At 59.1% G+C, this 21,788-nt stretch carries 18 protein-coding genes; 7 read left to right on the forward strand and 11 right to left on the reverse strand.

Annotation, left to right across the window (positions count from 1 at the left end):
* Positions 1–51: 51 nt before the first annotated feature.
* From ABYT07_RS08820 to ABYT07_RS08835, 4 genes are read right to left on the reverse strand one after another with little or no spacing between them, the layout of a single operon-like run.
* The gene (locus ABYT07_RS08820; RefSeq protein ID WP_372990942.1) at positions 52–2,097 is read right to left on the reverse strand and encodes a glutamine amidotransferase; all 2,046 of its coding nucleotides are present in this window, start codon (positions 2,095–2,097) and stop codon (positions 52–54) included.
* Positions 2,094–4,856: a DUF4159 domain-containing protein gene (locus ABYT07_RS08825; RefSeq protein WP_372990944.1), complete on the reverse strand. Its 2,763-nt coding sequence runs from the start codon at positions 4,854–4,856 to the stop codon at positions 2,094–2,096. Before ABYT07_RS08825 ends, ABYT07_RS08820 begins: the two co-directional genes overlap by 4 nt.
* Positions 4,853–5,737 carry a DUF58 domain-containing protein gene (locus tag ABYT07_RS08830; RefSeq protein WP_372990946.1) on the reverse strand — a complete coding sequence of 295 codons (885 nt, stop codon included), beginning with the start codon at positions 5,735–5,737 and terminating at the stop codon, positions 4,853–4,855. The genes ABYT07_RS08825 and ABYT07_RS08830 overlap by 4 nt, the downstream gene beginning before the upstream one ends.
* On the reverse strand, positions 5,734–6,741 hold the full coding sequence (locus tag ABYT07_RS08835; RefSeq protein WP_372990948.1) for an AAA family ATPase: 1,008 nt from the start codon (positions 6,739–6,741) through the stop codon (positions 5,734–5,736). The genes ABYT07_RS08830 and ABYT07_RS08835 overlap by 4 nt, the downstream gene beginning before the upstream one ends.
* A 70-nt stretch (positions 6,742–6,811) precedes the next feature.
* On the opposite strand from ABYT07_RS08835, the gene ABYT07_RS08840 reads away from it, so the two are divergent.
* The 3 genes from ABYT07_RS08840 (at position 6,812) to ABYT07_RS08850 (ending at position 8,476) form a co-directional block, all read left to right on the forward strand.
* Positions 6,812–7,390: a DUF1285 domain-containing protein gene (locus ABYT07_RS08840; protein ID WP_372990950.1), complete on the forward strand. Its 579-nt coding sequence runs from the start codon at positions 6,812–6,814 to the stop codon at positions 7,388–7,390.
* A gap of 94 nt (positions 7,391–7,484) precedes the next feature.
* Complete coding sequence (locus tag ABYT07_RS08845) at positions 7,485–8,252, forward strand: hydroxypyruvate isomerase family protein (RefSeq protein ID WP_372990952.1); 768 nt, start codon at positions 7,485–7,487, stop codon at positions 8,250–8,252.
* Entirely contained in the window at positions 8,249–8,476 is a 228-nt protein-coding gene (locus tag ABYT07_RS08850; protein ID WP_372990954.1) for a DUF2798 domain-containing protein, read from the forward strand. Before ABYT07_RS08845 ends, ABYT07_RS08850 begins: the two co-directional genes overlap by 4 nt.
* A 10-nt stretch (positions 8,477–8,486) precedes the next feature.
* On the opposite strand, the gene polA is transcribed toward ABYT07_RS08850, so the two are convergent.
* The 3 genes from polA to ABYT07_RS08865 form a co-directional block, all read right to left on the reverse strand.
* Positions 8,487–11,282, reverse strand: a complete 2,796-nt coding sequence (gene polA, locus ABYT07_RS08855; RefSeq protein ID WP_372990956.1) for a DNA polymerase I — start codon at positions 11,280–11,282, stop codon at positions 8,487–8,489.
* Between the two features lie 127 nt (positions 11,283–11,409).
* Positions 11,410–12,039, reverse strand: coding sequence for a TIGR02117 family protein (locus tag ABYT07_RS08860; RefSeq protein ID WP_372990958.1), 630 nt, complete (start codon positions 12,037–12,039; stop codon positions 11,410–11,412).
* A gap of 41 nt (positions 12,040–12,080) precedes the next feature.
* Positions 12,081–12,260, reverse strand: a complete 180-nt coding sequence (locus ABYT07_RS08865) for a zinc-finger domain-containing protein (protein ID WP_372990960.1) — start codon at positions 12,258–12,260, stop codon at positions 12,081–12,083.
* 183 nt (positions 12,261–12,443) lie between these two features.
* Between ABYT07_RS08865 and gpmI the strand changes: the two genes are divergently transcribed.
* The 3 genes from gpmI to ABYT07_RS08880 are packed head-to-tail and all read left to right on the forward strand — an operon-like array spanning position 12,444 to position 16,431.
* Positions 12,444–13,961: a 2,3-bisphosphoglycerate-independent phosphoglycerate mutase gene (gpmI, locus tag ABYT07_RS08870; protein WP_372990962.1), complete on the forward strand. Its 1,518-nt coding sequence runs from the start codon at positions 12,444–12,446 to the stop codon at positions 13,959–13,961.
* On the forward strand, positions 13,958–15,079 hold the full coding sequence (locus tag ABYT07_RS08875; protein ID WP_372990964.1) for a murein hydrolase activator EnvC: 1,122 nt from the start codon (positions 13,958–13,960) through the stop codon (positions 15,077–15,079). The genes gpmI and ABYT07_RS08875 overlap by 4 nt, the downstream gene beginning before the upstream one ends.
* Before the next feature lie 14 nt (positions 15,080–15,093).
* Positions 15,094–16,431, forward strand: a complete 1,338-nt coding sequence (locus ABYT07_RS08880; RefSeq protein WP_372990966.1) for a S41 family peptidase — start codon at positions 15,094–15,096, stop codon at positions 16,429–16,431.
* Between the two features lie 131 nt (positions 16,432–16,562).
* Here the strand turns inward: ABYT07_RS08880 and ABYT07_RS08885 are convergent, their stop codons facing one another.
* The 4 genes from ABYT07_RS08885 to ilvD form a co-directional block, all read right to left on the reverse strand.
* Positions 16,563–16,934, reverse strand: a complete 372-nt coding sequence (locus ABYT07_RS08885) for a hypothetical protein (protein WP_372990968.1) — start codon at positions 16,932–16,934, stop codon at positions 16,563–16,565.
* A gap of 11 nt (positions 16,935–16,945) precedes the next feature.
* On the reverse strand, positions 16,946–17,719 hold the full coding sequence (locus ABYT07_RS08890; protein ID WP_372990970.1) for a DUF6478 family protein: 774 nt from the start codon (positions 17,717–17,719) through the stop codon (positions 16,946–16,948).
* 97 nt (positions 17,720–17,816) lie between these two features.
* Entirely contained in the window at positions 17,817–18,437 is a 621-nt protein-coding gene (locus ABYT07_RS08895) for a hypothetical protein (RefSeq protein ID WP_372990972.1), read from the reverse strand.
* Complete coding sequence (ilvD, locus tag ABYT07_RS08900; RefSeq protein ID WP_372990974.1) at positions 18,418–20,184, reverse strand: dihydroxy-acid dehydratase; 1,767 nt, start codon at positions 20,182–20,184, stop codon at positions 18,418–18,420. The genes ABYT07_RS08895 and ilvD overlap by 20 nt, the downstream gene beginning before the upstream one ends.
* Positions 20,185–20,337: 153 nt before the next feature.
* Between ilvD and ABYT07_RS08905 the strand changes: the two genes are divergently transcribed.
* Positions 20,338–21,788 (forward strand): ABC transporter transmembrane domain-containing protein (locus ABYT07_RS08905; RefSeq protein WP_372990976.1); only part of this gene is annotated, 1,451 nt, incomplete at its 3' end.

Genomic DNA, 21,788 nt, shown 5'->3' on the forward strand with positions numbered 1-21,788 from the left:
AGACGCGCGCGGGCGCAGCGCCGAGGTGGAAATCAGACTGCAATAAAGCGCCTAGCTGCGCCGTCCTTCGCGCAGCCATGCAGCGACGATCAGGGCTGCACTGAGCAACAGAACCAGCCAGCCCGGCAGGATTGGCGTTTGCCGCACATCGCGGGTTTCATATGCATTGCGTGGGGTCAGACCGATCCAGCCGCGTCCTGCAGCAGGGCGGCCTGAACGAACCTCGCGAATGCGGGGCAGTCCGTCTTCTATTCGTGCGACACCGCCGCGCATCGCGGCAAGAATGGGGGCCATCGTATCGCCGCTTGCAATTGTTTCGACGAATTCTTTGGGCGCAGCGGGGCCAAGGCCGATGACGGTGACCTGATCGGCGTTTTCCAGTCGATAGAGGCCGATTTCAGGACCCTCAAAAATGCCTTCGAACACGCCGGGGGCGGATTGTGTCAAGGGGATCGTGACGGTGCTGCCATCAGGCGTGGTCACCGTGACGGGCGGCACTGTTTCGCCAAGGGTGCGGCGGATGATACGCATGGTCTGGCCTTCGGCGGTGGCGGTCAGCGCCTCTTCCTCAAGCTCGGGTTCTTTCATCATCCAATGGGCCAAACGGCGCAGCAGTTCCAGCTGCGGGCCGCCACCTTCGTAGCCACGGTTCCAAAGCCACGCATGATCCGACGCCAGCAACGCGACGCGGCCTTCGTCAACGCGGTTCAGGACCAGCAGCGGGCGGTCGTCCTGACCGGTCATGACCACCGTACCTTGGGGGGCTGTCACGTCGATCTGGCGCAGCCAGCGGCCCCAATCGCCGCGACCGGGCAGGTCTGTGGTCACCGGATGTCGCTGGCCCAAATCGGACACGATTGGCAGATAGGGTTCTTCGATCACCCGTGCAGACGGCGTGGCGGGCAAGACCTCGCCAAGGGGCGATCGAAAGATGCTGTCGGCGCTGGTAAAATCCGCACCCGCAGCGACCAGCACGGCACCACCTTGCCGTACATAATTGGCGACATTCTCAAGATAAAGCGAGGGCAGAATACCGCGACGTTTGTAGCGGTCAAAGATGATCAGATCGAAATCCTCAATCTTTTCCATGAACAATTCGCGGGTGGGGAATGCGATCAACGACAGTTCATCCACAGGCACGCCATCTTGTTTTTCAGGGGGGCGCAGGATGGTGAAATGCACCAGATCAACAGAGCTGTCGGATTTCAAAAGATTGCGCCATGTACGCCCGCCCTGATGCGGTTCACCGCTGACCAGCAGCACCCGCAGGCGGTCACGCACACCGTTCATCTGGATCAGGGCGGCGTTGTTGCGATCGGTCAGTTCGCCGGGCGCTTCGGGCAAGGAAAAGCGGATGACGTTGCGCCCGCCATGGGGCAGGGTCACGGGCAGATCAAGGTCCTGACCGACAGGCACACGAAACGATTGCGGTTCCTCACCATCAACCGAGATATCAAGCCGCGCCAACCCGCCATCCGTGGGCGCGGCCCCCATATCGTCGATCCGCAGGGTCAGCGTGACCGGTTCACCGATGATCGCAAAGGCAGGGGCGTTGCGCACAGACAGGCGGCGATCCCAATCGGTTTCTTTGCCTGTCATCAGCAAATGCATCGGCGCGGGCAGATCGACAGGCAGGTCAGCATCATGAATCCGCCCGTCACTGATTGCCAGTATGCCTGCAATCCGCGCGCGGGGCTCCTCGGCCAAGGCATCGCCTAGGGCGGTCATCAGCAGTGTACCGGTATCGCCCGCACCATCGGGCACCGTGACGCGGCGCAATTCGGTGTTTGCGCGCCCTTGGATTTGCGCAGCCAGTGCATCTGCTGCATCCGTGCTTTGGGTCGCGCGGTCTGACAGTTTCTGGCTGGCACTGCTGTCTTCAAGCATGATGACGATGTCGGTCAGCGGCGCGCGGTCTTCTTGCTGGAAGGACGGGCCTGAAAGCGCCGCGATCACCACCAGCATGGCCAGTCCGCGCAGCGCCCAGCCTTGCAAGCCACGGATCACGGCCAGCACGACAGCGGCCAAGGCAACCAGTGCCACGACAGCCAAAAGCACCATGGGGATAAGCGGATCAAAGACGATTGTAGAGGTCATTGGCCTAACCTGTCCAAAAGCGCAGGCACATGAACCTGATCGGATTTATAATTGCCGGTCAGCACATGCATGACCAGATTGACCCCAAAACGGTAGGCAAGTTCGCGCTGCCGTTCCCCCGCGAAACCGCGCCCGATAGGGACCATAGGAGCCCCGCCCCGCGCCACGGCCCACGCGGCAGCCCAATCATTGCCGCCAATCACCACGGGCGTGACCCCGTCGTTAAGGTTGCGAAACGGCATGCCTTCAATCTGTTCAGCATCAGGCGGGGCTGCTTCGACCCAGACATCGCGGCCAATGTGGCGACCGGGGAAATCCTGAAGCAGATAGAATGTGCGCGTCAGAACGTGATCGCTTGGCAACGGTTCCAGCGGTGGAATATCAAGCGGCGCTGCCAGATCTTGCAGCTTGCGCCCGTTCGGGCTGGCCGCGCCGAACCCTGCGATATTTGCATCACGGGTGTCAAACAGGATCAGCCCGCCGGAACGCAGATAGTCATTCAGCTTGGCATAGGCATCGCCCGAGGGGCGCGGTTGATCGGGCGTGATCGGCCAATAGAGCATCGGAAAAAACGCCAGTTCATCCCGTTCCAGATCAACCCCGATAGGATCGGCAGGTTCAACCGATGTCCGGAAAAACAGCGTGTCGGACAGGCCGCGCAGCCCTGCCTCTGACATCTCATCGACAGGGCTGTTGCCAGTGACGACATAGGCCAGCGTCATCTCGGCGGTGGCGTTCAGGGCAAAGGCATCGGCGTCTTGGGCGTCCGCCGGGGCAGGCATGTAGAGCAGACCCAACAGAATAACCGCCGCTGCATTGCTGCGTTTCAGCAAGCGACCCGACAGTGCCAAGGACGCCACAACATCAGCAAGCAACAACAGGATCGACAGGCTCAGCAGCCATCCGGCCAAGGGTTTTTCCGGCGCAACAAACAGGCCGCGCACGGGAACATCACTAGGCCAAGTCGCGGGTGACAGCACAGTTTGCGCCGTGACCACATTGCGCGCAATGCGCCGGTCGCCAGAGGCATAGATGCCGGGTTGCAGGTCGGGCCCTGTGGCGGCGCTTGCCAGATCGGCCCCGTCAACGCCGGGTAGATTTCCGGCGTCTTCAAGCAATCCGAACCCGTCCATCACACGCAGCGGCGTCCATGTAGTGCCTTGCAAATCCTGCGCATTAATACTGGCCGAGGACGACGAAATGGCCAGCCGTTCCATCATTTGAACGAACAGGCCCGACAGCGGCAAGGTGGACCATTCAGCGGTTGCAGTGACGTGAAACAACACGATTTGCCCTTGGCCAAGCGCCTTGCGCGTGACCAGCGGCGTGCCGTCGCTAAGCGATGCGATCACGCGGTTGGCCAGCGTGGGATCAGGCTGGGCCACGACTTGGGCGGACACGACCACATCGCTCGGCACCTCAAGCCCGAAAAACGGGGAACTGTCGCGGAATGCATCAAGGGATTTCGGCTCCCCCCAGCTCATCGCGCCACCGACACTGCGGCCACCGGCACGCAGGCGCACAGGCATCAGCGGATCTTCGGTGTCGCGTGAAATATCGCTGGCGGCGATGCGAGGGCCTGCAAACCGCACCAGCATGCCGCCGTTTTCAATCCACTCGATCAGCGGGGCTTGTTCGGCATCCGACAGGGTCGCCACATCGGCCAGCACGATCACATCGGGGTTAGCCGGCAGGATATCCCCGAGTGATCCGTCAATCAGATCAGCGGTCGGGGCCAAGGCCTGTTCAATGTAATGCAATGGCGACAACAGCTCCAACCCTTCGCGGCCATCGCGCCCTGCAATCAGCGCGACCTCGCGGCGGCGCAGTCCGTCATCGACCAGCGTTGTCGCCCCTGCTGACCGCTGCCCCGCGATGTCGAACCGCGTAATCCGCGCACGCAGTTCTGCGGGCAGGGCAAGCTGGGCGGTCGCCTCAAGGGCGCTTTCATCAAAGGTGGCGGGGACGGTCGCCAGAATGCGGGCGTTCCCTGCCGGATCGCGGCCTTGGGCGTTCAGCGTAACCTCGCGGGCGGTGCCTGCAACGGCGCGCTTGGCGGTCAGGGTGATCGCACCATCCTGATAGGTGGCGGGGGCCATGGCGATGACGTTAGCACCGGTTTGATATACCTCGACCGACCCGCGATCCTGCAGCGCGGCCAGCATATCCTGACGCCCGTCAAACCCCAGCCCATCGCTAAACCAAAGGGTATCGAACGGCTCCAAGGTACCCGCAATCTCAGCGGCGCGCGTTATGTTCCCGACCGAGGGTTGCCACGGTGCAGGGCGCAATCCGGCAAGCCGGGTCCGCCACACATCCGCCGATTGAAAGGCCGGTTCTTCGGGGCGGGTCAGCGTCAAGAAACCAACAGTGCGGTTGGCGCGGGCGGCACGGGTCAGTTGCGCGTCAATCACCTGCGCTTGTTGCGTCCAGCGGGTGGCCCCAGCCCATGATCCGTCCAGCACGATCAGCAAGGGGCCGGACCCGTCGGCCTGCTGTTCTTCGGGGTTCAGGATCGGTCCGGCAAGGCCGATGATGATCGCAGCCACCGCCAGCATGCGCAACAGCAACAACCACCACGGCGTGCGGTCAGACACCGTTTCGGAATCCTTGAGGCCCAGCAAAAGCGCAACACCAGGAAAGCGGCGGCGGATCGGTGCTGGGGGAACGGCGCGCAGGATCAGCCAGAGGATCGGCAGCGCCAAAAGCCCCAGCAAAAGCCACGGGGCCGAAAAACCGATGCCGCCTAAAACCGTCATGCTGCCGCCCCCGTGCGCGTATCAAGCGCTGAATATAACCACAAAAGTGCCGATTGCGCCGAGGCATTTGTATGGTGCAAACCATAGTGCCACCCGGTCAAGGCACAGAGCCTTTGCAGCTCTGCCTTGCGCTCAGCCAGCCGTTCCAGATAGCGCGATTTCAGGTCGTTTGCCTTCAATGTCTCGTGGCTGATCGTGCCGCCCATGCTCTCGAATATGGTGCGCCCTGTGAACGGAAACGCCTCTTCCGAGGGATCAAGAACATGGCACAGAACCCCGCGCACACCGCGGTCGGCTGCTTTGGTCAGGGCCAGCGTCACGCCGTCCAGATCGCCCATAAAGTCCGAGATGAAAACAGCCCGTGCATGAGGGATCATCGCGCGATGTTCCGGTGGTGCATAATCGGTGGCATCGTCCAGACAAAAAGCTTCGGCCAGCCGCAGGATTTGCGGCGTGCCCGAGCGTGGCGGAAGGGCAGTACCGGTCAGCCCGACGCGTTCGCCGCCGCGTTGCAACAAGATCGCCACGGCTAGACCTAGCAAACGCGCGCGGTCGGCTTTTTCGGGTAGCTTGGGGTCAGAGCGAAAGCGCATCGACGCCCCCTGATCGACCCACAACATCACTGATTGCGCAATCTGCCATTCGCGTTCACGCACAAATTCCTGATCGCCCATCGCCGATCTTCGGTGATCTATGCGGCGGCGGCTGTCACCTTGCTGTGCGGGGCGGTATTGCCAGAAATCATCCCCCACACCTGCGCGGCGACGACCATGCGCACCCAGCAGGACAGCGCCCGCCAGATGTTCTGCACGTGCCAGCAGCGCCGGAAAACGTGCTGCCTGATCTTCGGCAGTGGCGCGCAGGGTGGCGGGATTGCTCACGCTGCGGCCTTTTTCCCGGTCAGGCTGGCCGCTGTTGCGTCGATCAGATCATGCAGGTTATCGCCGCGTGCCCGCGCTGCAAAGTTCAGCGCCATGCGGTGGCTTAACACCGGGCGCGCCATGTCGATGACGTCTTCGGCAGACGGTGCCAGGCGGCCTTGCAGCAGGGCGCGGGCACGCACGGTCAGCATCAACGCTTGGGCGGCGCGGGGGCCGGGGCCCCAAGCAACGGTATCGCGAACTTGCTGGCTGGCGTCGGCCTCGTTCGGGCGGAAGGCGCGGACCAGATCAAGGATCATTTCGACCACAGAATCCCCGACGGGCATCCGCCGCAGCAGGGTTTGCGCGGCCAACAGTTCGTTGGCGGTGAAGACCTGCGTCGCCTGCGCGTCGCTGTCGCCTGTGGTGGCCATCAAAATATCGCGTTCGGTTTTGCGGTCGGGATAGGCGACGTCGATCTGAACCAGAAAACGGTCAAGCTGCGCTTCCGGCAGGGGGTAGGTGCCTTCTTGTTCAATCGGGTTTTGCGTGGCCAACACATGAAACGGCTTGCCAAGAGGGCGGTCCTGCCCTGCGACAGTCACTGTCTTTTCCTGCATCGCTTGCAGCAGGGCGGACTGGGTGCGTGGCGACGCGCGGTTGATTTCATCGGCCATCAGCAACTGGCAAAAGATCGGCCCTTCAACAAAGCGGAACGCGCGGCTGCCGTCGGCGGCGGTGTCCAACACCTCTGATCCTAGAATGTCGGCGGGCATCAGATCGGGCGTGAACTGGACGCGGTTGCCATGCAGCCCCATCACGGTGCTTAGCGTTTCGACAAGGCGCGTCTTGCCCAGACCCGGCAAACCGATCAGCAACCCGTGGCCGCCACACAGCAATGCGGTCAGTGTCAGGTCGACAACCCGTTCCTGCCCGATAAACCTGTTGGTAATCGACGCCTTGGCCTGCGCCAGTTTTTCACCGAGTGTTTCAATATCGGCGACCATATTGCTGGCTTCGGTCATGACTTTTGCGTCCTCTGGGTTATGTCTGTTAAGTGTAAGTGTATCTCGTGAACTGGAAATGGCAAAAGCAATGAGTGGACAAAAAACCGTTACCCCGACCGCAGCAAGCCTTGCAGCCTCTGTTTCTGCTGGCAAAACACGCGGATTGCCGCCTGTAGAAAAGTGGAATCCACCGTTTTGTGGTGATCTGGACATGCAAATCAAACGCGATGGCACGTGGTTTCATGAAGGCACGCCCATCGGACGGCGTGGATTGGTCAAATTGTTCGCATCGATTCTGATCCGCGAAGACCACAAATACTTCCTTGTCACGCCCGTGGAAAAGGTCGGCATCACCGTCGAAGACGCGCCTTTCGTGGCGATTGATTTTGACGCCAAGGGCGAAGGCCGCGATCAGGTGCTGACCTTTCTGACGAACCTTGACGACACGGCGGTCGCCGGACCAGACCTGCCGATCCGCGTTGTGCGCGACGAGGAAACTGGCGAACCGTCGCCCTATGTGCGCATCCGCCGCAACCTCGAGGCGCTGATCGACCGCAAAAGCTTTTACCGGCTGGTAGATCTGGGTGTTCATCACGAGGGTTGGTTTGGCGTCTGGTCACAGGGCGCATTTTTCGGGATTATCCCGTCAGAGGATCTGCCCGACTGATCGTTCATCACATTGCGACATCTTTAGGAACTGCCTTATTGCCGGACCTTTGCCAAAATTCTACAAGACGGTGCGCATGACATGACGAGAGCCGATGAAACCTGCTGCTAATCTAAGTCTCCTGTGGCAGGAACTGCCCTATCTGGATCGTTTTGAAGCGGCTGCTAAGGCCGGGTTTGCGGCTGTCGAAGTGCTGTTCCCCTATGATGTTGCCGTCAAAGAGACGCAGCGTGCCTGTCTGACGCACGGTCTTGACCTGATCTTGATCAATGCGCCACCGCCGAATTATACGGGTGGGCCGCGTGGCTTTGCAGCAATGCCGGAACTGGTCGCCCGGTTTCGCGCCGACATGATCCGCGTGTACCGCTATGCCGAAGCTTTGAACGTGAAATTCGTGCATGTCATGGCGGGCGACGGGTCCGGAACTGCGGCGACAGATACCTTCATCAGCAATTTGATCTGGGCCTCGGCTGCTGCGCCCAAGGGCATAGCCCTCACGATCGAGCCGCTTAATCCGGTCGCGATGCCGGGTTATTTTCTGAATGATTACCAACTTGCCCAAGACATTATACACGCCGTGGATCAGGCCAATGTCGGGCTGCAATATGACAGCTATCACGCCCAGATGATCCATGGCGATGCGGTCAAAGTCTTTGAGAAATGTCACGAAAATATCTGCCATGTGCAAATTGGCGACGCGCCGGACCGCTCGGCCCCCGACATAGTATCCGGAAGTGGGCAGGTTGATTTTGCAGCCCTTTTCAAAACCATGAAAGCCTGCGATTACGCCGGTTGGGTCAGCGGTGAATACCACCCCGGTCCCGTGACTGAAAACAGCTTGGACTGGATGAAATTGCTATGATCTCCCCCCGTTTTGCACCGGTCTTGTTCGGTTTCATTTTGTCAGGGCTGATGTCCCTGATTGTGTCGGGGATCGCCACGCTGCGCGCGACAGGCATGGTTGACGGGATTTTCGGCCTGTGGATGGGCGCGTGGGGGGCAAGCTGGCTGGTGGCTTTTCCAACGGTGCTTTTCGTCGCCCCCCTTGCCCGCAGGCTTGTCGCTCGAATGGTAAAGGGCGCTTAGGCCTTTAACCTTAATGCGCCTCGGCCCAGTTGGCCCCTTTGCCTGCATCGACGGTCAGCTTTACATCCAGCTTTACGACAGGTTCCGATGCGTTTTCCATCACGTCGCGTGCGGCGTTGATCAACGCATCTTCGGACCCTTTTTCGACCTCGAACAGCAGTTCATCATGGACCTGTAGCAGCATCGTCGCTGGGATATCCTTTATCGCGTCGGGCATGCGGATCATTGCGCGGCGGATCACATCGGCAGCAGTCCCTTGGATCGGCGCGTTGATCGCCGCGCGCTGCGCGAAACCGGCGCGGGGCCCTTTGGCAGCGATCTCGGGGGTGTTGATCTTGCGGCCAAACAGGGTCTGCACATAGCCGTGTTCTTTGGCAAATGCTTTGGTGTCATCCATATAGGTGCGAATGCCGGGGAAGCGTTCGAAATAGCGGTCTATGAACCCCTGCGCTTCGGCCCGTGGAATGCGCAGATTGCGTGCCAGACCAAAACCCGAGATACCGTAAATGACGCCAAAGTTGATCGCCTTTGCTTGCCGGCGGATGTCTGGCGTCATCTCGTCCAGAGGCACACCAAACATTTCTGACGCGGTCAGTGCGTGAATGTCGATGCCATCTTTGAATGCTTGTTTCAGTTGGGGAATGTCGGCGATATGCGCCAGAATACGCAATTCGATCTGGGAATAATCCAGCGCGACCAGCACCTTGCCTTCTTCTGCGACGAAGGCCTCTCGAATGCGGCGGCCTTCCTCGCTCCTGATCGGGATGTTCTGCAAGTTAGGATCGGTCGACGCCAAACGCCCCGTTGACGCGCCTGCGATGGAATACGACGTATGAACGCGGCCGGTGTCTTTGTTGATGTGATCCTGAAGAGCATCCGTATAGGTCGACTTCAGCTTGGACAGTTGCCGCCAGTCTAGAATACGACCCGGCAGGTCATGTTCCGTCGCAAGGTCTTCCAGCACATCTGCGCCCGTGGCATAGGCCCCCGTCTTGCCCTTTTTGCCGCCCTCAAGCCCCATCTCGTCGAACAGGATTTCGCCAAGTTGCTTAGGCGAGCCGACGTTGAACTTGCGCCCCGCGAGTTCGTAAATTTCATCCTCAAGCCCTGCCATCTTTTGCGCAAAGGCTTTCGACATGCGGCTAAGTGTATCGCGGTCCACCTTGATGCCCGACCGTTCCATCGCGGCCAAGACCGGAACAAGTGGACGTTCAAGGGTTTCATACACTCTGGTCACTTGAACGCGGTGCAGTTGTGGCTTGAACAATTGCCACAGACGCAAGGTGATATCGGCGTCTTCGGCGGCATAGGGCACAGCCTGTTCCAGTGGCACCTTGTCAAAGGTGATTGCTGATTTGCCGGAGCCCAGCAACGGCTTGATCGGGATCGGCGTGTGTCCAAGATACCGTTCCGACAGGGCATCCATCCCGTGGCCATGCAGACCAGCGTGCATCACATAGGACATCAGCATCGTGTCATCAATCGGCGCGACCTTGATGCCAACCTGGGCGAAAATCTTGCTGTCATATTTCATATTCTGACCGATTTTCATGATCGCCGGATCTTCAAGCATCGGCGTCAGAAGGCGCAAGGCTTCCTCGGTTGCGATCTGCCCCTCCGCCAGATCATCCGAACCGAACAGGTCGTCGCCTGAGTGGGCCTTGTGAATCAGCGGGACGTAACAGGCCTTGCCGGGTTCGACACATAGCGAAATGCCGACCAGCTCGGCGACCATTTCATCCAGGCCAGTGGTCTCGGTGTCCACGGCGACATAGCCAAATTCGTAAATCTGGTCGATCCAGGCCTGCAACGCGGCGGCATCACTGACTTGCACGTATTCCGCGGTTTCAAACGGAATATCCGCCATTGCGGGGGCATCCGGAACGGCAGGAGCTTCGATGACAGGGGCCTCTTTGCCCAAAATTTCGGCGACCCGTTTCGACAAGGTCCGGAATTCCATTTCTGCCAGAAACCCCAGCAGCTTGTCTGGATCAGGGTCGCGCACCTCAAGATCATCCAGCGTGAAATCCAGCGGTGTATCTTCGTCCAGTTGCACCAATTTGCGCGACAGGCGGATCTGGTCCGCATTGTCGATCAACGTCTGCCGCCGCTTGGGCTGTTTGATCTCTTCGGCGCGGTCCAGCAAGGCATCCAGATCGCCATATTCATTGATTAGCAAGGCGGCAGTCTTGATCCCGATTCCCGGCGCACCGGGCACATTGTCAACGGAATCGCCTGCAAGGGCCTGCACATCGACGACCCGTTCGGGATACACGCCGAACTTTTCGAAAACCCCCTCGCGATCAATGGTCTTGTTCTTCATCGCGTCCAGCATTTCGACGCCGTCACCGACCAGTTGCATCAAGTCCTTGTCGGAACTGATGATGGTGCAGCGCCCGCCAGCAGCACGTGCCTGCACGGCCAATGTGGCGATAATATCATCCGCCTCATAGCCTTCCTTTTCCTTGCAGGCGATATTGAACGCCTCTGTCGCGTCCCGCGTCAGGGGGATCTGCGGGCGCAAATCCTCGGGCATCGCCTCGCGATTGGCCTTGTAAAGATCATACATGTCGTTGCGAAACGTGTGGCTGCCCTTGTCGAAAATCACGGCAACATGGGTCGGCGCATCCGGCCCGTGGTTCCCTTCGACATAGCGTTGCAGCATGTTGCAAAATCCGGCCACGGCCCCGATGGGCAGCCCGTCCGACTTGCGCGTCAACGGCGGCAGCGCATGATAGGCGCGGAAAATAAACGCCGACCCGTCGATCAGATGCAGATGGTGACCCTTGCCAAATGTGCCGGACATGTCGGTGCTCCCTTAATTGATTGGGTCTCTTTTGCCACGAAGCCGCCGGGCCTGCCAGCAGACTTATCGCGCAACCGCGTCTTCATTTTGCCAAATAAACTCCCCGCGGAGCGTCCCGCAGCCAGCGTCACTCGCCTTGGTATAGATCAAAGGACAGACTGACCGACAGGGGCATCGGCGTCCAAAGACCAAAGCGCAGGCCTGCGGCCCGCAGTTGCTCTCCGATCCAGACATTGCAGGTGCGTAGAATGTTGAACCTGCCTTTTGTCCTGTAAAACCCGTCGGTTTGCGTGAAACCCGCCCCCTCCAGCCGAAGGGGCAAGCCGTCGGCGTCCAGATCAAGGTCAGCCACGATGTTTTCGATCAATTTGATGTATTCCGATTCGGTCAGTTTCAATCGGCGCAGCGGCAGATCATCGCGCAGGGTGCCGACGATATCGGCCCTCAGTACGGAACTGTCCCCGATGATCCCACGCCAAAGCGTTGAAAAGCTCAGGTCCCTATAGGTGGGGGTCTGCGCATAAAATTCCTGCGCGCCCCAGCCGATGATCAGCCACTTTGCCGCTGGGTGGCCCAGATCAACGCCCGTTTCCGTCAACGGGGCAAAGCGCGCCGTGGTCACGGCGTCCAATGGCAGCAAAAGATCATAATGGATGGGACCACTGACCAGCAAAACCTCTCGGGTTTTGGTACTGTTATCAGGATCAGACGGGCCGGGAACGACAGCGCCAATAATGGCCGCTACCAGATAAAGCACCGGCACAAATGCAAAAAAGCCAAGCCATTTCGCGGCTTTGATCAGACTTTGCCCTCAAAATTCTGATGCACGAATTTGCAGTCGCAATAGCCGCATTCGACCCAGCCTTTGTCCTGCGGGATTTGCAACCAGACACGCGGATGACCCAAAGCGCCTTCGGCTCCGTCGCAGGCGACGCGCCATGTGTTGACGATACGGGTCTCGGGGGCTTGCAATGTCATAGCGGCATCCTTGGCTCTGTGCGCTGTTGTTATGACCAAAGCAGACGCCTAGGGCAAGGGGAGCGCTTTGTTTTGGACCTCGTGAACCATACAAGATTTTAATCTTGGTTGAATTGGGTTCACCATCGCGCCCGCAGCCGCTAAAAGACGCAAAATGACGACCATCACCGGAGCCGCGTGCAGATGACCCATCCTAAACCTGTCGTATTGTGTATTCTTGATGGCTGGGGGTTGAGTGACGTCGCCGAAGGCAATGCACCTTTGCTGGCAAAAACGCCCAATTTCGACCGGATTATGCAGACGTGCCCCAATGCGACCCTTACGACATTCGGCCCCGATGTGGGTCTGCCCCAAGGGCAGATGGGCAATTCAGAGGTGGGCCATACAAACATCGGCGCAGGCCGGGTGGTTGCCATGGATCTTGGCCAGATTGATCTTGCGATCGAACAAGGCAGTTTTGCGACGAATCCGCCGCTGCTGGATTTCATTGAAAAGCTAAAGGAAACCGGCGGGACAGCGCATCTTTTGGGGCTTGTGTCCGATGGTGGCGTGCATGGGCATCTGACCCATATGCTTGCGGCGGTCAAAGCGTTGCGGGCGCAGGGTATTCCGGTTGTGATCCACGCGCTGACCGATGGGCGCGATGTCGCCCCGCGCTCGGCGCTTGGTTATTTTGAGACATTGATGGATGAATTACCCGAGGGCGTCAGGGTCGCCACGGTCACTGGGCGCTATTTCGCAATGGACCGGGACAACCGGTGGGACCGCGTCGCCAAGGCATTTGAGGCCATCGTTCACGCACAGGGCGGCACGGCGGAAACCGCGCCTGATGCTGTGAATGCCGCCTACGCACGTGGTGAGAACGACGAATTCATCGCGGCCACAGTGCTTGATGGGTACAAAGGTGCCGCAGACGGCGATGCACTGTTCTGCCTGAATTTCCGCGCCGACCGCGCCCGCGAGGTTATGGCGGCCATCGGTGCGCCTGACTTCAGCGCCTTTGAAACAGGCCCGCGCCCGCACTGGGCCGCCTTGATGGGGATGGCTGAATACTCTGACGAACATATGGCCTATATGACGACGATGTATCCCAAGCCTGCGATCGTGAACACGCTTGGCGCTTGGGTCGCACAGCATGGGCTGCGGCAATTCCGTGTGGCCGAGACTGAAAAATACCCCCATGTGACGTTTTTCTTGAACGGAGGCGCAGAAGCGCCCGCCACGGGCGAAGACCGTTGCATGCCCAAATCGCCAAATGTTGCGACTTATGACATGCAGCCCGAGATGTCCTGCCCCGAGGTTACGGATCAATTGGTGGGTGCCATCCAAGACGGCTATGATCTGATCGTCGTAAACTATGCAAACCCGGATATGGTCGGGCATACCGGCGATCTGGATGCCGCCATCGCCGCGTGCGAGGCCGTTGATGCGGGGCTTGGCCGCGTTTTGACGGCCCTCGAGGCCGCAGGTGGCGCGATGGTCATCACGGCAGATCACGGCAATTGCGAGATGATGATCGACCCTGAAACCGGGGGTGCCCATACGGCGCACACGCTAAACCCGGTACCGGTTGCCGTGGTCGGCGCGCCCGATGGTGCCCGTTTGTGTCAGGGGCGGTTGGCCGATCTTGCCCCGACCATTTTGCAATTGATGGGCTTGGAAAAACCTGCCGAGATGACAGGAAAGTCGCTGCTGGGATGATACGCTGGTGCGCCCTTGTGTTGCTGGTCTGGCCGATAGGTACCGTTGCGGCATCCGAGGCTGCCGATCAAGCCCGCCGCGCCATGGTTGAACTAGAATCCGCATCGGCCCAGCTTGAGGCCGCCGATGGTGCGCGCGACAGGGTCAAGGCGTTGACGCAGACCATTCAGGCGTTCGAGATCGGGCTGGGTGCCATGCGCGAAGGTCTGCGGCAGGCCGCGATCAACGAGGCGCAGTTGAACAAGCGGTTGCAATCGCGTGACGGTGAGGTCGCGCAGTTGTTGGGCGTCTTGCAAAGCATCGGTGGCACCCCGTCGCCGACGTTGTTTTTGCACCCGCAAGGGCCAGTTGGGACTGCGCGTGCAGGTATGTTGCTGGCGGAACTGACGCCGGCGTTGAACACCCGGGCCGATGCGCTGCGCAGTGATCTTGAAGAAGTCAAAACCCTGCGCCTCTTGCAATCCGATGCGGCCGAACGACTTCAGCAAGGGCTGACCGAAATACAACGCGCCCGAACCGAGCTGAATCAGGCCATGGCGAACCGTACTGATCTGCCCATGCGCTTTACCGAAGATCCGGTACGCACGGCGATTTTGATATCAACCTCGGAAACGCTATCCGGCTTTGCCAGCGGGCTGTCCGAGATGACATCGGATCAAATTGAACCCGGCCCGTTAAATTTTGAGGGTCAGATTGGTGATTTGGCGCTGCCCGTGCAGGGGCTGGTCCTGCGCCGCGCCAACGAGACAGACGCAGCGGGCATCACCCGTCCCGGCATTATTCTGGCGACGCGACCGCGTGCGATTGTGACAACACCCACGGCGGCCACGATCCGTTATACAGGGCCACTGCTTGATTTGGGCAACGTGATCATTCTTGAACCACGTGCCAACACTCTGTTTGTGTTGGCGGGGCTTGATCTAGTGTACGGCGTGGCCGGTCAGGTGATTGGTGCAGACACGCCGATCGGGCTGATGGGCGGGCCAGGGGCAACGAATGGCGACGCTTTGTCACCAAATGGTGATGGGGCTGGCGTAGAGCGTTCAGAAACGCTCTATATAGAAGTAAGAGAGAATAATATTCCACAGGACCCGCAGGCGTGGTTCCGAACCGAATAAGGATGAACGAGCATATGAAGAAGTTTGTTATGGCAGCCGTTGGTGGCACGCTGGCAGGCGTGATCGCGACGACACAGATTGCGGGTCCCTTGCTGGCGCAAGAATCTGCCAAGGCTGGCAATATATATGATCAACTGGATCTGTTTGGCGACATTTTCGAACGCATTCGCGCGCAATACGTCGAAGAAGTCGACACCGAAGAGCTGATCGAGGCAGCGATCAATGGCATGTTGACCTCGCTCGATCCACACTCGAGCTATCTGTCGCCGAAAGACGCGCTGAAAATGCGCGACCAGACGCGTGGCGAATTTGGCGGTCTTGGCATCGAAGTCACACAAGAAGAGGGCTTTGTTAAAGTCGTCTCGCCGATCGATGGCACGCCAGCCTCTGAGGCGGGCATCGAGGCGGGCGATTTCATCACCCACGTTGATGGCGAAAGCCTGCTTGGCCTGACGTTGGATGACGCGGTTGAACTGATGCGTGGTCCGGTCGGGTCCGAGATCGTGATTACCGTGGTGCGCGAAGGCGAAACAGAACCGTTTGATGTTTCCTTGATCCGCGACACGATCCAACTGACCGCTGTGCGCGCCCGTACTGTGGGCAATGCTGTTGTGATGCGCGTCACGACCTTTAACGAACAGACCTATCCAAAGCTGAAAGAAGGTCTGGAAGAACAGATCAAAGAGGCAGGCGGAATTGACAATGTCAGCGGCATCGTGATCGACCTGCGCAACAACCCGGGTGGCTTGCTGAACCAAGCGATCGCTGTGTCCGACGCGTTTCTGGAAGAAGGCGAAATCGTCAGCACCCGTGGCCGTGACGCAGGTGATGGCGACCGGACGAACGCAACACCGGGCGATCTGGCGCAGGGCAAACCGATTGTGGTCCTGATCAACGGCGGCTCTGCCTCGGCGTCGGAAATTGTAGCGGGTGCGTTGCAAGATCACCGTCGTGCGATTGTCGTGGGCACGAAAAGTTTTGGCAAAGGGTCGGTTCAGACCATCATGCCTTTGCGTGGTGAAGGGGCCATGCGTCTGACGACGGCGCGGTACTACACACCATCGGGCCGTTCCATTCAGGCGCTTGGCGTATCGCCAGACATCATCGTGGCACAGCCCCCGGCAAAACCCGCAACCGAAGAAGACACTGACGCAGGCCGCCGCCCCTTGCGGTCCGAGGCCGATTTGCGCGGAAGTCTGAACAATGACAGCCTGTCAGAGGACCAGATCGAGCAGATCATGGAGGACAGAGCCAAAGCCGAAGACGCAGCCGCCCTGCGCGAAGAGGATTACCAGCTGGCCTATGCCATTGATATTCTTAAAGGTCTGTCGGCGCTTGGCCCTAAGGAATGATCCAACGCTGAGGCGTTTGATCTGTATGTGAAACGACAAGGGGCTGGCCAGTGATGGTCAGCCCCTTTGTCATTGCGCCGCGGCTAAAGTGTGCCGTCCGATCCCGCCGCAGGAATTCCGAAAGTGCGAGACTAACTGGTTTCTACGCAGTGGCGGCGAAAGGCGCGTTTCAGCATATCAAGCTCTGCGCGCATAAGGTCCATCTCTGCGCGCAGGTCAACGCCGTAGACCTCGTCGCCGATCATGACAATCTCGCCGATTTTCTGGTCGGCCTGACGGTCGATAATCAGGATTGTCTGGATGCCGTCCGCGATTGCAGCCGCAGGCATGGGAATGGTCAGAACCCAGTGGTTGGACGCGTCGTTGTGGACAAGTTTGAAATCGGGAACCGACACATTCGCATGTGTGACCGATATTTCAGGCTTGGTTTCAGATGCGCCGGTGATGACACCTTGCCATGTGCCTTCGATCATCCGGGTTTTGGTTAGCGAGAGTTGTGTCATCGGAAACGATCCTAAAGCTGGGCGCGGGGACGCCGCGAGAAGGTCAAATCGCGCAATACGACCTCGTTCATTTCGGGGCCCTCAAAGATCAGATCGATCCACGCTTTTTCGACGCGTTTTTCATTAAGGTTTGAATAGGCCAGATCAAATTCCACAGTGATATCCTGCTGGTCCAGCGGTAATTCACGCACAATCTGTTCGGTGTTCGGCCCGTGGCGGATGTTAAGGCGGGCGAAAATCTCGATCGGTTTTTCCATCTCAACGATGGTGTCCATCCGCAACAGATGCGTGCGTTTGAGGCCGTTGACGCAGGCATCGGGCAGGTCCAGCACAAGCGACAGAAACGACCCGCTAAAGCGGAAAACATCCACGCGCAAACCATAAGGGGCCAGATCAGCCTCGCGTAAATTGCGCAGTTGACGCACACCCAATTCAGCCAGCGAACAGTCATGGAAAACAGTGACTTCTTCGCCCAACATTGCCTTGGACTGTACCGACGAAAACCCCGGTGTCGGCAAAGGGCCACGCCAAAGTTGCGGCCGCCAGGACCAGTCGGCATTGTGGGGCTTGAAAAACTTTTTCGACCCAACCATCGGCAAAGACAGACGTTCCTCTGCCACATGGATCAACTGATCCAGATGGGTTTTCAGCACCCGCGCCCGACCTGATTGTTTGCGAAGTGTTTCCAGATCGACGTTTTTGGCTGCGTCAGCCTTTTTGGCCCAGCGACGCATCACGCGCGCAGACAGTGCCTTGTCGAAAAGCTCAATGCCAAATTTGGCCATAAATGCCCGATGCCCCGATTATTGTAGCGGTTGTTTTTCGGAACTCTATCCGTTGAAAGGGTTTGTATCAAATGAATTGGCCGGGTGACCCGGCACATCACTTCCGTTTTGTTGGTGTTTGCGCAGGCTTTGGTGTTGCCTCGATGCTGCGTGCGATCATTTGGTGCATGATGGTTCGGCCGACTGACGTCAGGATTTCTGACTGTTCTGCCCCATAGACTGCTATTCCGGCGGTCTGACCGCCAATAGCTGCGACCCCACGCCATTGCATCGCAGAAAGTCCGCTCACGGGGATGCGCCCTTGGGCGCGGAACGTCACTTTGTCTTGGCTTTCTTCAACGGCATCAACGACCACCAGCTGTGTTGCTTGGGCGGTCTGAGCGGCACTGGGCAAGGGCCCCGGCTTTCTTGCTGTCAGGCTGACGGTGATCAGGCCGCGCGGCACTGCGCCGCTTCCGGCCAAGGTAACACCCAGGCCGTCACAGCGCGCCATCACGGCAAAACGTGCCTTCAGGCTGGCGCGGTCGATACAATATCCCGAAGGTGCGACCAAAATTACGTCGCCCGCCATTTGGGCGCGTGACAGTGGCCGTGCTGCCTGCTTTGCAGTCCCCGGTAAAACGCCCTCAACCAGTTTCGTCCTCTGACCGGCTTCGCAACCGGTCAGAGTGAACAGGGCAAGGGCTGCTACTGGACCCTTAAAGGTCCATGTAGTCATGGGTTTCCGCCTTCGCTCCGGGGTGGGTGACCGCCCCCAGATAGGTTGGCCCGACCAATTGGGCGTATTTCCAAAGCGCACCGCTTTGGTAGTTGGTCTTGCGCGCACCGGGCCATGCCGCCTTGCGTTTGGCCATTTCATCGTCGCTGATATCGACGCTGATTGTTCCGTCAATGGCGTTCAGGGTGATCATGTCGCCCTCTTGCAGCAGGGCAATGGGGCCGCCATGGGCCGCTTCGGGGCCAACGTGACCCACGCAAAAGCCCCGCGTCGCGCCAGAGAAACGACCGTCGGTGATCAATGCCACCTTCTTGCCCATGCCCTGTCCGGACAGCGCCGCCGTGGTTGCCAGCATTTCGCGCATGCCGGGGCCGCCTGCGGGGCCTTCGTTGCGGATGACGAACACGTCGCCTTCTTTGTAGGCGCGTTTTTGGACGGCCTCGAATGCATCCTGTTCGCATTCAAAAATCAGCGCAGGGCCGGTAAAGACGATGTCGTCCTCGGACATGCCAGCGATTTTCACGATGGCACCTTCGGGGGCAAGGTTGCCCTTGAGGCCGACAACGCCGCCGGTTTTGCTGATCGGGTTCGCGACCGAGTGGATCACCTTGCCGTCTGCTTCGCGGTCGATCATGTCCAGTTCTTCGCCGATAGAACGGCCCGACGCGGTCATGCAATCGACGTGGAGCAGACCTGCCTTGCGCAGTTCCTTCATCACGACGGGCACACCGCCTGCGTCGTACAAATCCTTGGCGACATAGGCACCGCCGGGCTTCATATCGACAAAGTAAGGCGTGTCGCGGAAGATTTCGCACACGTCATCAAGGAAGAATTCGATGCCCGCCTCATGCGCCATTGCGGGCAGGTGCAGGCCGGCGTTGGTCGACCCGCCAGTACACGCAACGATGCGCGCTGCGTTTTCGAATGCTTCGCGGGTACAGATGTCGCGGGCGCGGATGTTTTTCTCGATCAGGTTCATGACCGCTTCGCCAGACGCCTCTGCATAGGCGTCGCGCGATTCGTACGGCGCTGGCATCCCCGAAGAGTTCATGAGCGCGAGACCGATCGCCTCAGAGACGCAGGCCATCGTGTTGGCAGTAAACTGGCCGCCACACGCACCGGCACTTGGGCAGGCGACGCGTTCCAAGATCTCAAGCGCGGCTTCGGACATCGTGCCGTTTTGGAAATTACCCACGGCTTCGAACATGTCTTGCACGGTCAGATCGCGGCTGGCGAAATCGGCGGGCACATCGGCACCGGCAGGGGCCTTGCCCGGCAGGATCGACCCGCCATACAAGAATACAGACGGCACGTTCAGACGGATCATTGCCATCATCATACCGGGCAGTGATTTGTCACAACCTGCAAGGCCCACGATCGCATCATAGCAGTGGCCGCGCATGGTCAGTTCGACCGTGTCAGCGATGGCCTCGCGCGAAGCAAGAGAAGAGCGCATGCCTTCGTGGCCCATGGCGATACCGTCGGTCACGGTGATGGTGGTGAATTCGCGCGGCGTGCCTTGCTGGGCCTTCACGCCGGTTTTAACGGCTTGCGCCTGACGGTTCAGGGAAATGTTGCAGGGCGCGGCTTCGTTCCAGCAGGTGGCGACGCCGACCAGCGGCTGGTGAATTTCCTGTTCCGTCATGCCCATGGCGTAATAATAGGACCGATGCGGTGCGCGCTCCGGCCCTTCGGTGACATGTCGGCTGGGCAATTTGGATTTATCGAAACGGGTGTTGGTGGACATCAGAAAGCCTCCCTGATTGGACGTTTACACCGGAATAACCATCCAGCCCCTGCGCCGCAAGGCTCAAGCGGTTGGTTGAAGTGGCGCGCCACTCGCCTTAGGTTGAACACTACCCTCAGGCCGCGCCCTGACCCCCAGCGAAAGTGTCCCCGCATGGAGCGATCCATTTTCTCCTTCATTTGGAAGTATTCCCGTCGGGAACAGCTTACTTTGTTGGTTCTCACCGTGGTTACGTTCCCGATTTTGTACGTCACGCTCGAGCTGCCCAAGCGGATCATCAACGATGCAATCGGGGCCGATGTTGCGGTGATGGACCTGTTCGGCGTGCAGGTCACGCAGGTTCAATTCCTGATGTTGCTGTGTTTTGGCTATTTGGGTGCGGTGCTGGTGCATGGCCTGATGAAGATGCGGCTGAACACGATGAAGGGTGTCTTGTCTGAACGGCTGCTGCGGCGCTTTCGCTATCAGCTTGTCGCGCGGATGATGCGGTTTCCGCGCAGCTATTATGAAAACACCAGTCAGGGTGAACTGGTGTCTATGGTGACCTCCGAGGCGGAGCCGATGGGTGGTCTGATGGGCGATGCGGTTGCCCAGCCGGTATTTCAGGCCGGTCAGATGCTGATTATCTTGCTGTTTTTGTTCATCCAGTCGCCATGGTTCGGGCTGGCGGGCGTGGCACTTATCCCGTTGCAGGCCTATCTGATCCCCCTGTTGCAGCGGCAGATTAACCTGTTGAACAAAAAGCGGATCATTCAGGTGCGTTTGTTCTCGTCAGAGATCGGGGAAACCGCTGCCGGGATCTCGGATTTGCGGGCGAATGGCGGCTGGCGCTATCGGTTGGCAACGTTCACCGACCGGCTGGGGCGACTTTTCGAGATCCGGTTCGAGATCTATCAAAAGAAGTTCTTTATGAAGTTTCTCAATAACTTCATTACCCAGCTCACCCCGTTCTTTTTCTATTCGGTCGGTGGCTATCTTGCGATCAAGGGGCAGATCACCGTCGGCGCATTGGTCGCGGCCCTTGCCGCTTACAAAGACCTGTCGAACCCGTGGAAAGAGCTGCTGACCTATTACAACCAGACTCAGGATATGAGCCTGCGGTGGGACGTTGTAGTCGAACGTTTTGCCCCGCGTGGCATGATCGACGCCAAGCTGTTCGAGGGCGAGCCTGCAGAAATTCCTCACCTAAAAGGGCCGATCAATTTTGAAAACGTGACATTGCGCAGCCATGACGGCACGAAGGTTCTGGACGATCTGAACATACAGATCCCGATGGGCGCACGCGTGGCGCTTGAAATTCCCAATCAGGCTGAACGCACAGCGATTGCTGAGCTTTTGACCCGAGAGGTGACGCCGACGCGCGGGCGGATCACCATGGCCGGATATGATCTGACAGAGCTGCATCAAGCCGTTTTGGCAGCGCGGATCGGCTATGCGCACAGTCACCCGTATCTGTTTCAGGGCACGATCGGGGACAATTTGATGATGTCGTTGCGCACCAGCCCCAAGACTGTGCTGTGGGATCCAAAGCAGCGCGATAAATCGGCAATCGAAGGTGCCCGCGCTGGCAATAGCCTGGACAGTACCCAAGCCGTTTGGTTGGA

It is taken from the genome of Sulfitobacter sp. (genome assembly GCF_041552635.1).
In the GTDB taxonomy this organism is placed as follows: Bacteria; Pseudomonadota; Alphaproteobacteria; order Rhodobacterales; family Rhodobacteraceae; genus Sulfitobacter.

Excerpts from the sequence above, each read along its gene's own strand:
- ABYT07_RS08865 (WP_372990960.1), bottom strand. The coding sequence starts at position 12,260 with ATGACATTGCAAGCCCCCGAGACCCGTATCGTCAACACATGGCGCGTC.
- ABYT07_RS08840 (WP_372990950.1), top strand. The coding sequence starts at position 6,812 with ATGAGTGGACAAAAAACCGTTACCCCGACCGCAGCAAGCCTTGCAGCC.
- ABYT07_RS08885 (WP_372990968.1), bottom strand. The coding sequence starts at position 16,934 with ATGACACAACTCTCGCTAACCAAAACCCGGATGATCGAAGGCACATGG.
- ABYT07_RS08875 (WP_372990964.1), top strand. The coding sequence starts at position 13,958 with ATGATACGCTGGTGCGCCCTTGTGTTGCTGGTCTGGCCGATAGGTACC.
- ABYT07_RS08825 (WP_372990944.1), bottom strand. The coding sequence starts at position 4,856 with ATGACGGTTTTAGGCGGCATCGGTTTTTCGGCCCCGTGGCTTTTGCTG.
- ABYT07_RS08820 (WP_372990942.1), bottom strand. The coding sequence starts at position 2,097 with ATGACCTCTACAATCGTCTTTGATCCGCTTATCCCCATGGTGCTTTTG.
- polA (WP_372990956.1), bottom strand. The coding sequence starts at position 11,282 with ATGTCCGGCACATTTGGCAAGGGTCACCATCTGCATCTGATCGACGGG.
- ilvD (WP_372990974.1), bottom strand. The coding sequence starts at position 20,184 with ATGTCCACCAACACCCGTTTCGATAAATCCAAATTGCCCAGCCGACAT.
- ABYT07_RS08845 (WP_372990952.1), top strand. The coding sequence starts at position 7,485 with ATGAAACCTGCTGCTAATCTAAGTCTCCTGTGGCAGGAACTGCCCTAT.
- ABYT07_RS08895 (WP_372990972.1), bottom strand. The coding sequence starts at position 18,437 with ATGACTACATGGACCTTTAAGGGTCCAGTAGCAGCCCTTGCCCTGTTC.
- ABYT07_RS08850 (WP_372990954.1), top strand. The coding sequence starts at position 8,249 with ATGATCTCCCCCCGTTTTGCACCGGTCTTGTTCGGTTTCATTTTGTCA.
- ABYT07_RS08890 (WP_372990970.1), bottom strand. The coding sequence starts at position 17,719 with ATGGCCAAATTTGGCATTGAGCTTTTCGACAAGGCACTGTCTGCGCGC.
- gpmI (WP_372990962.1), top strand. The coding sequence starts at position 12,444 with ATGACCCATCCTAAACCTGTCGTATTGTGTATTCTTGATGGCTGGGGG.
- ABYT07_RS08835 (WP_372990948.1), bottom strand. The coding sequence starts at position 6,741 with ATGACCGAAGCCAGCAATATGGTCGCCGATATTGAAACACTCGGTGAA.
- ABYT07_RS08880 (WP_372990966.1), top strand. The coding sequence starts at position 15,094 with ATGAAGAAGTTTGTTATGGCAGCCGTTGGTGGCACGCTGGCAGGCGTG.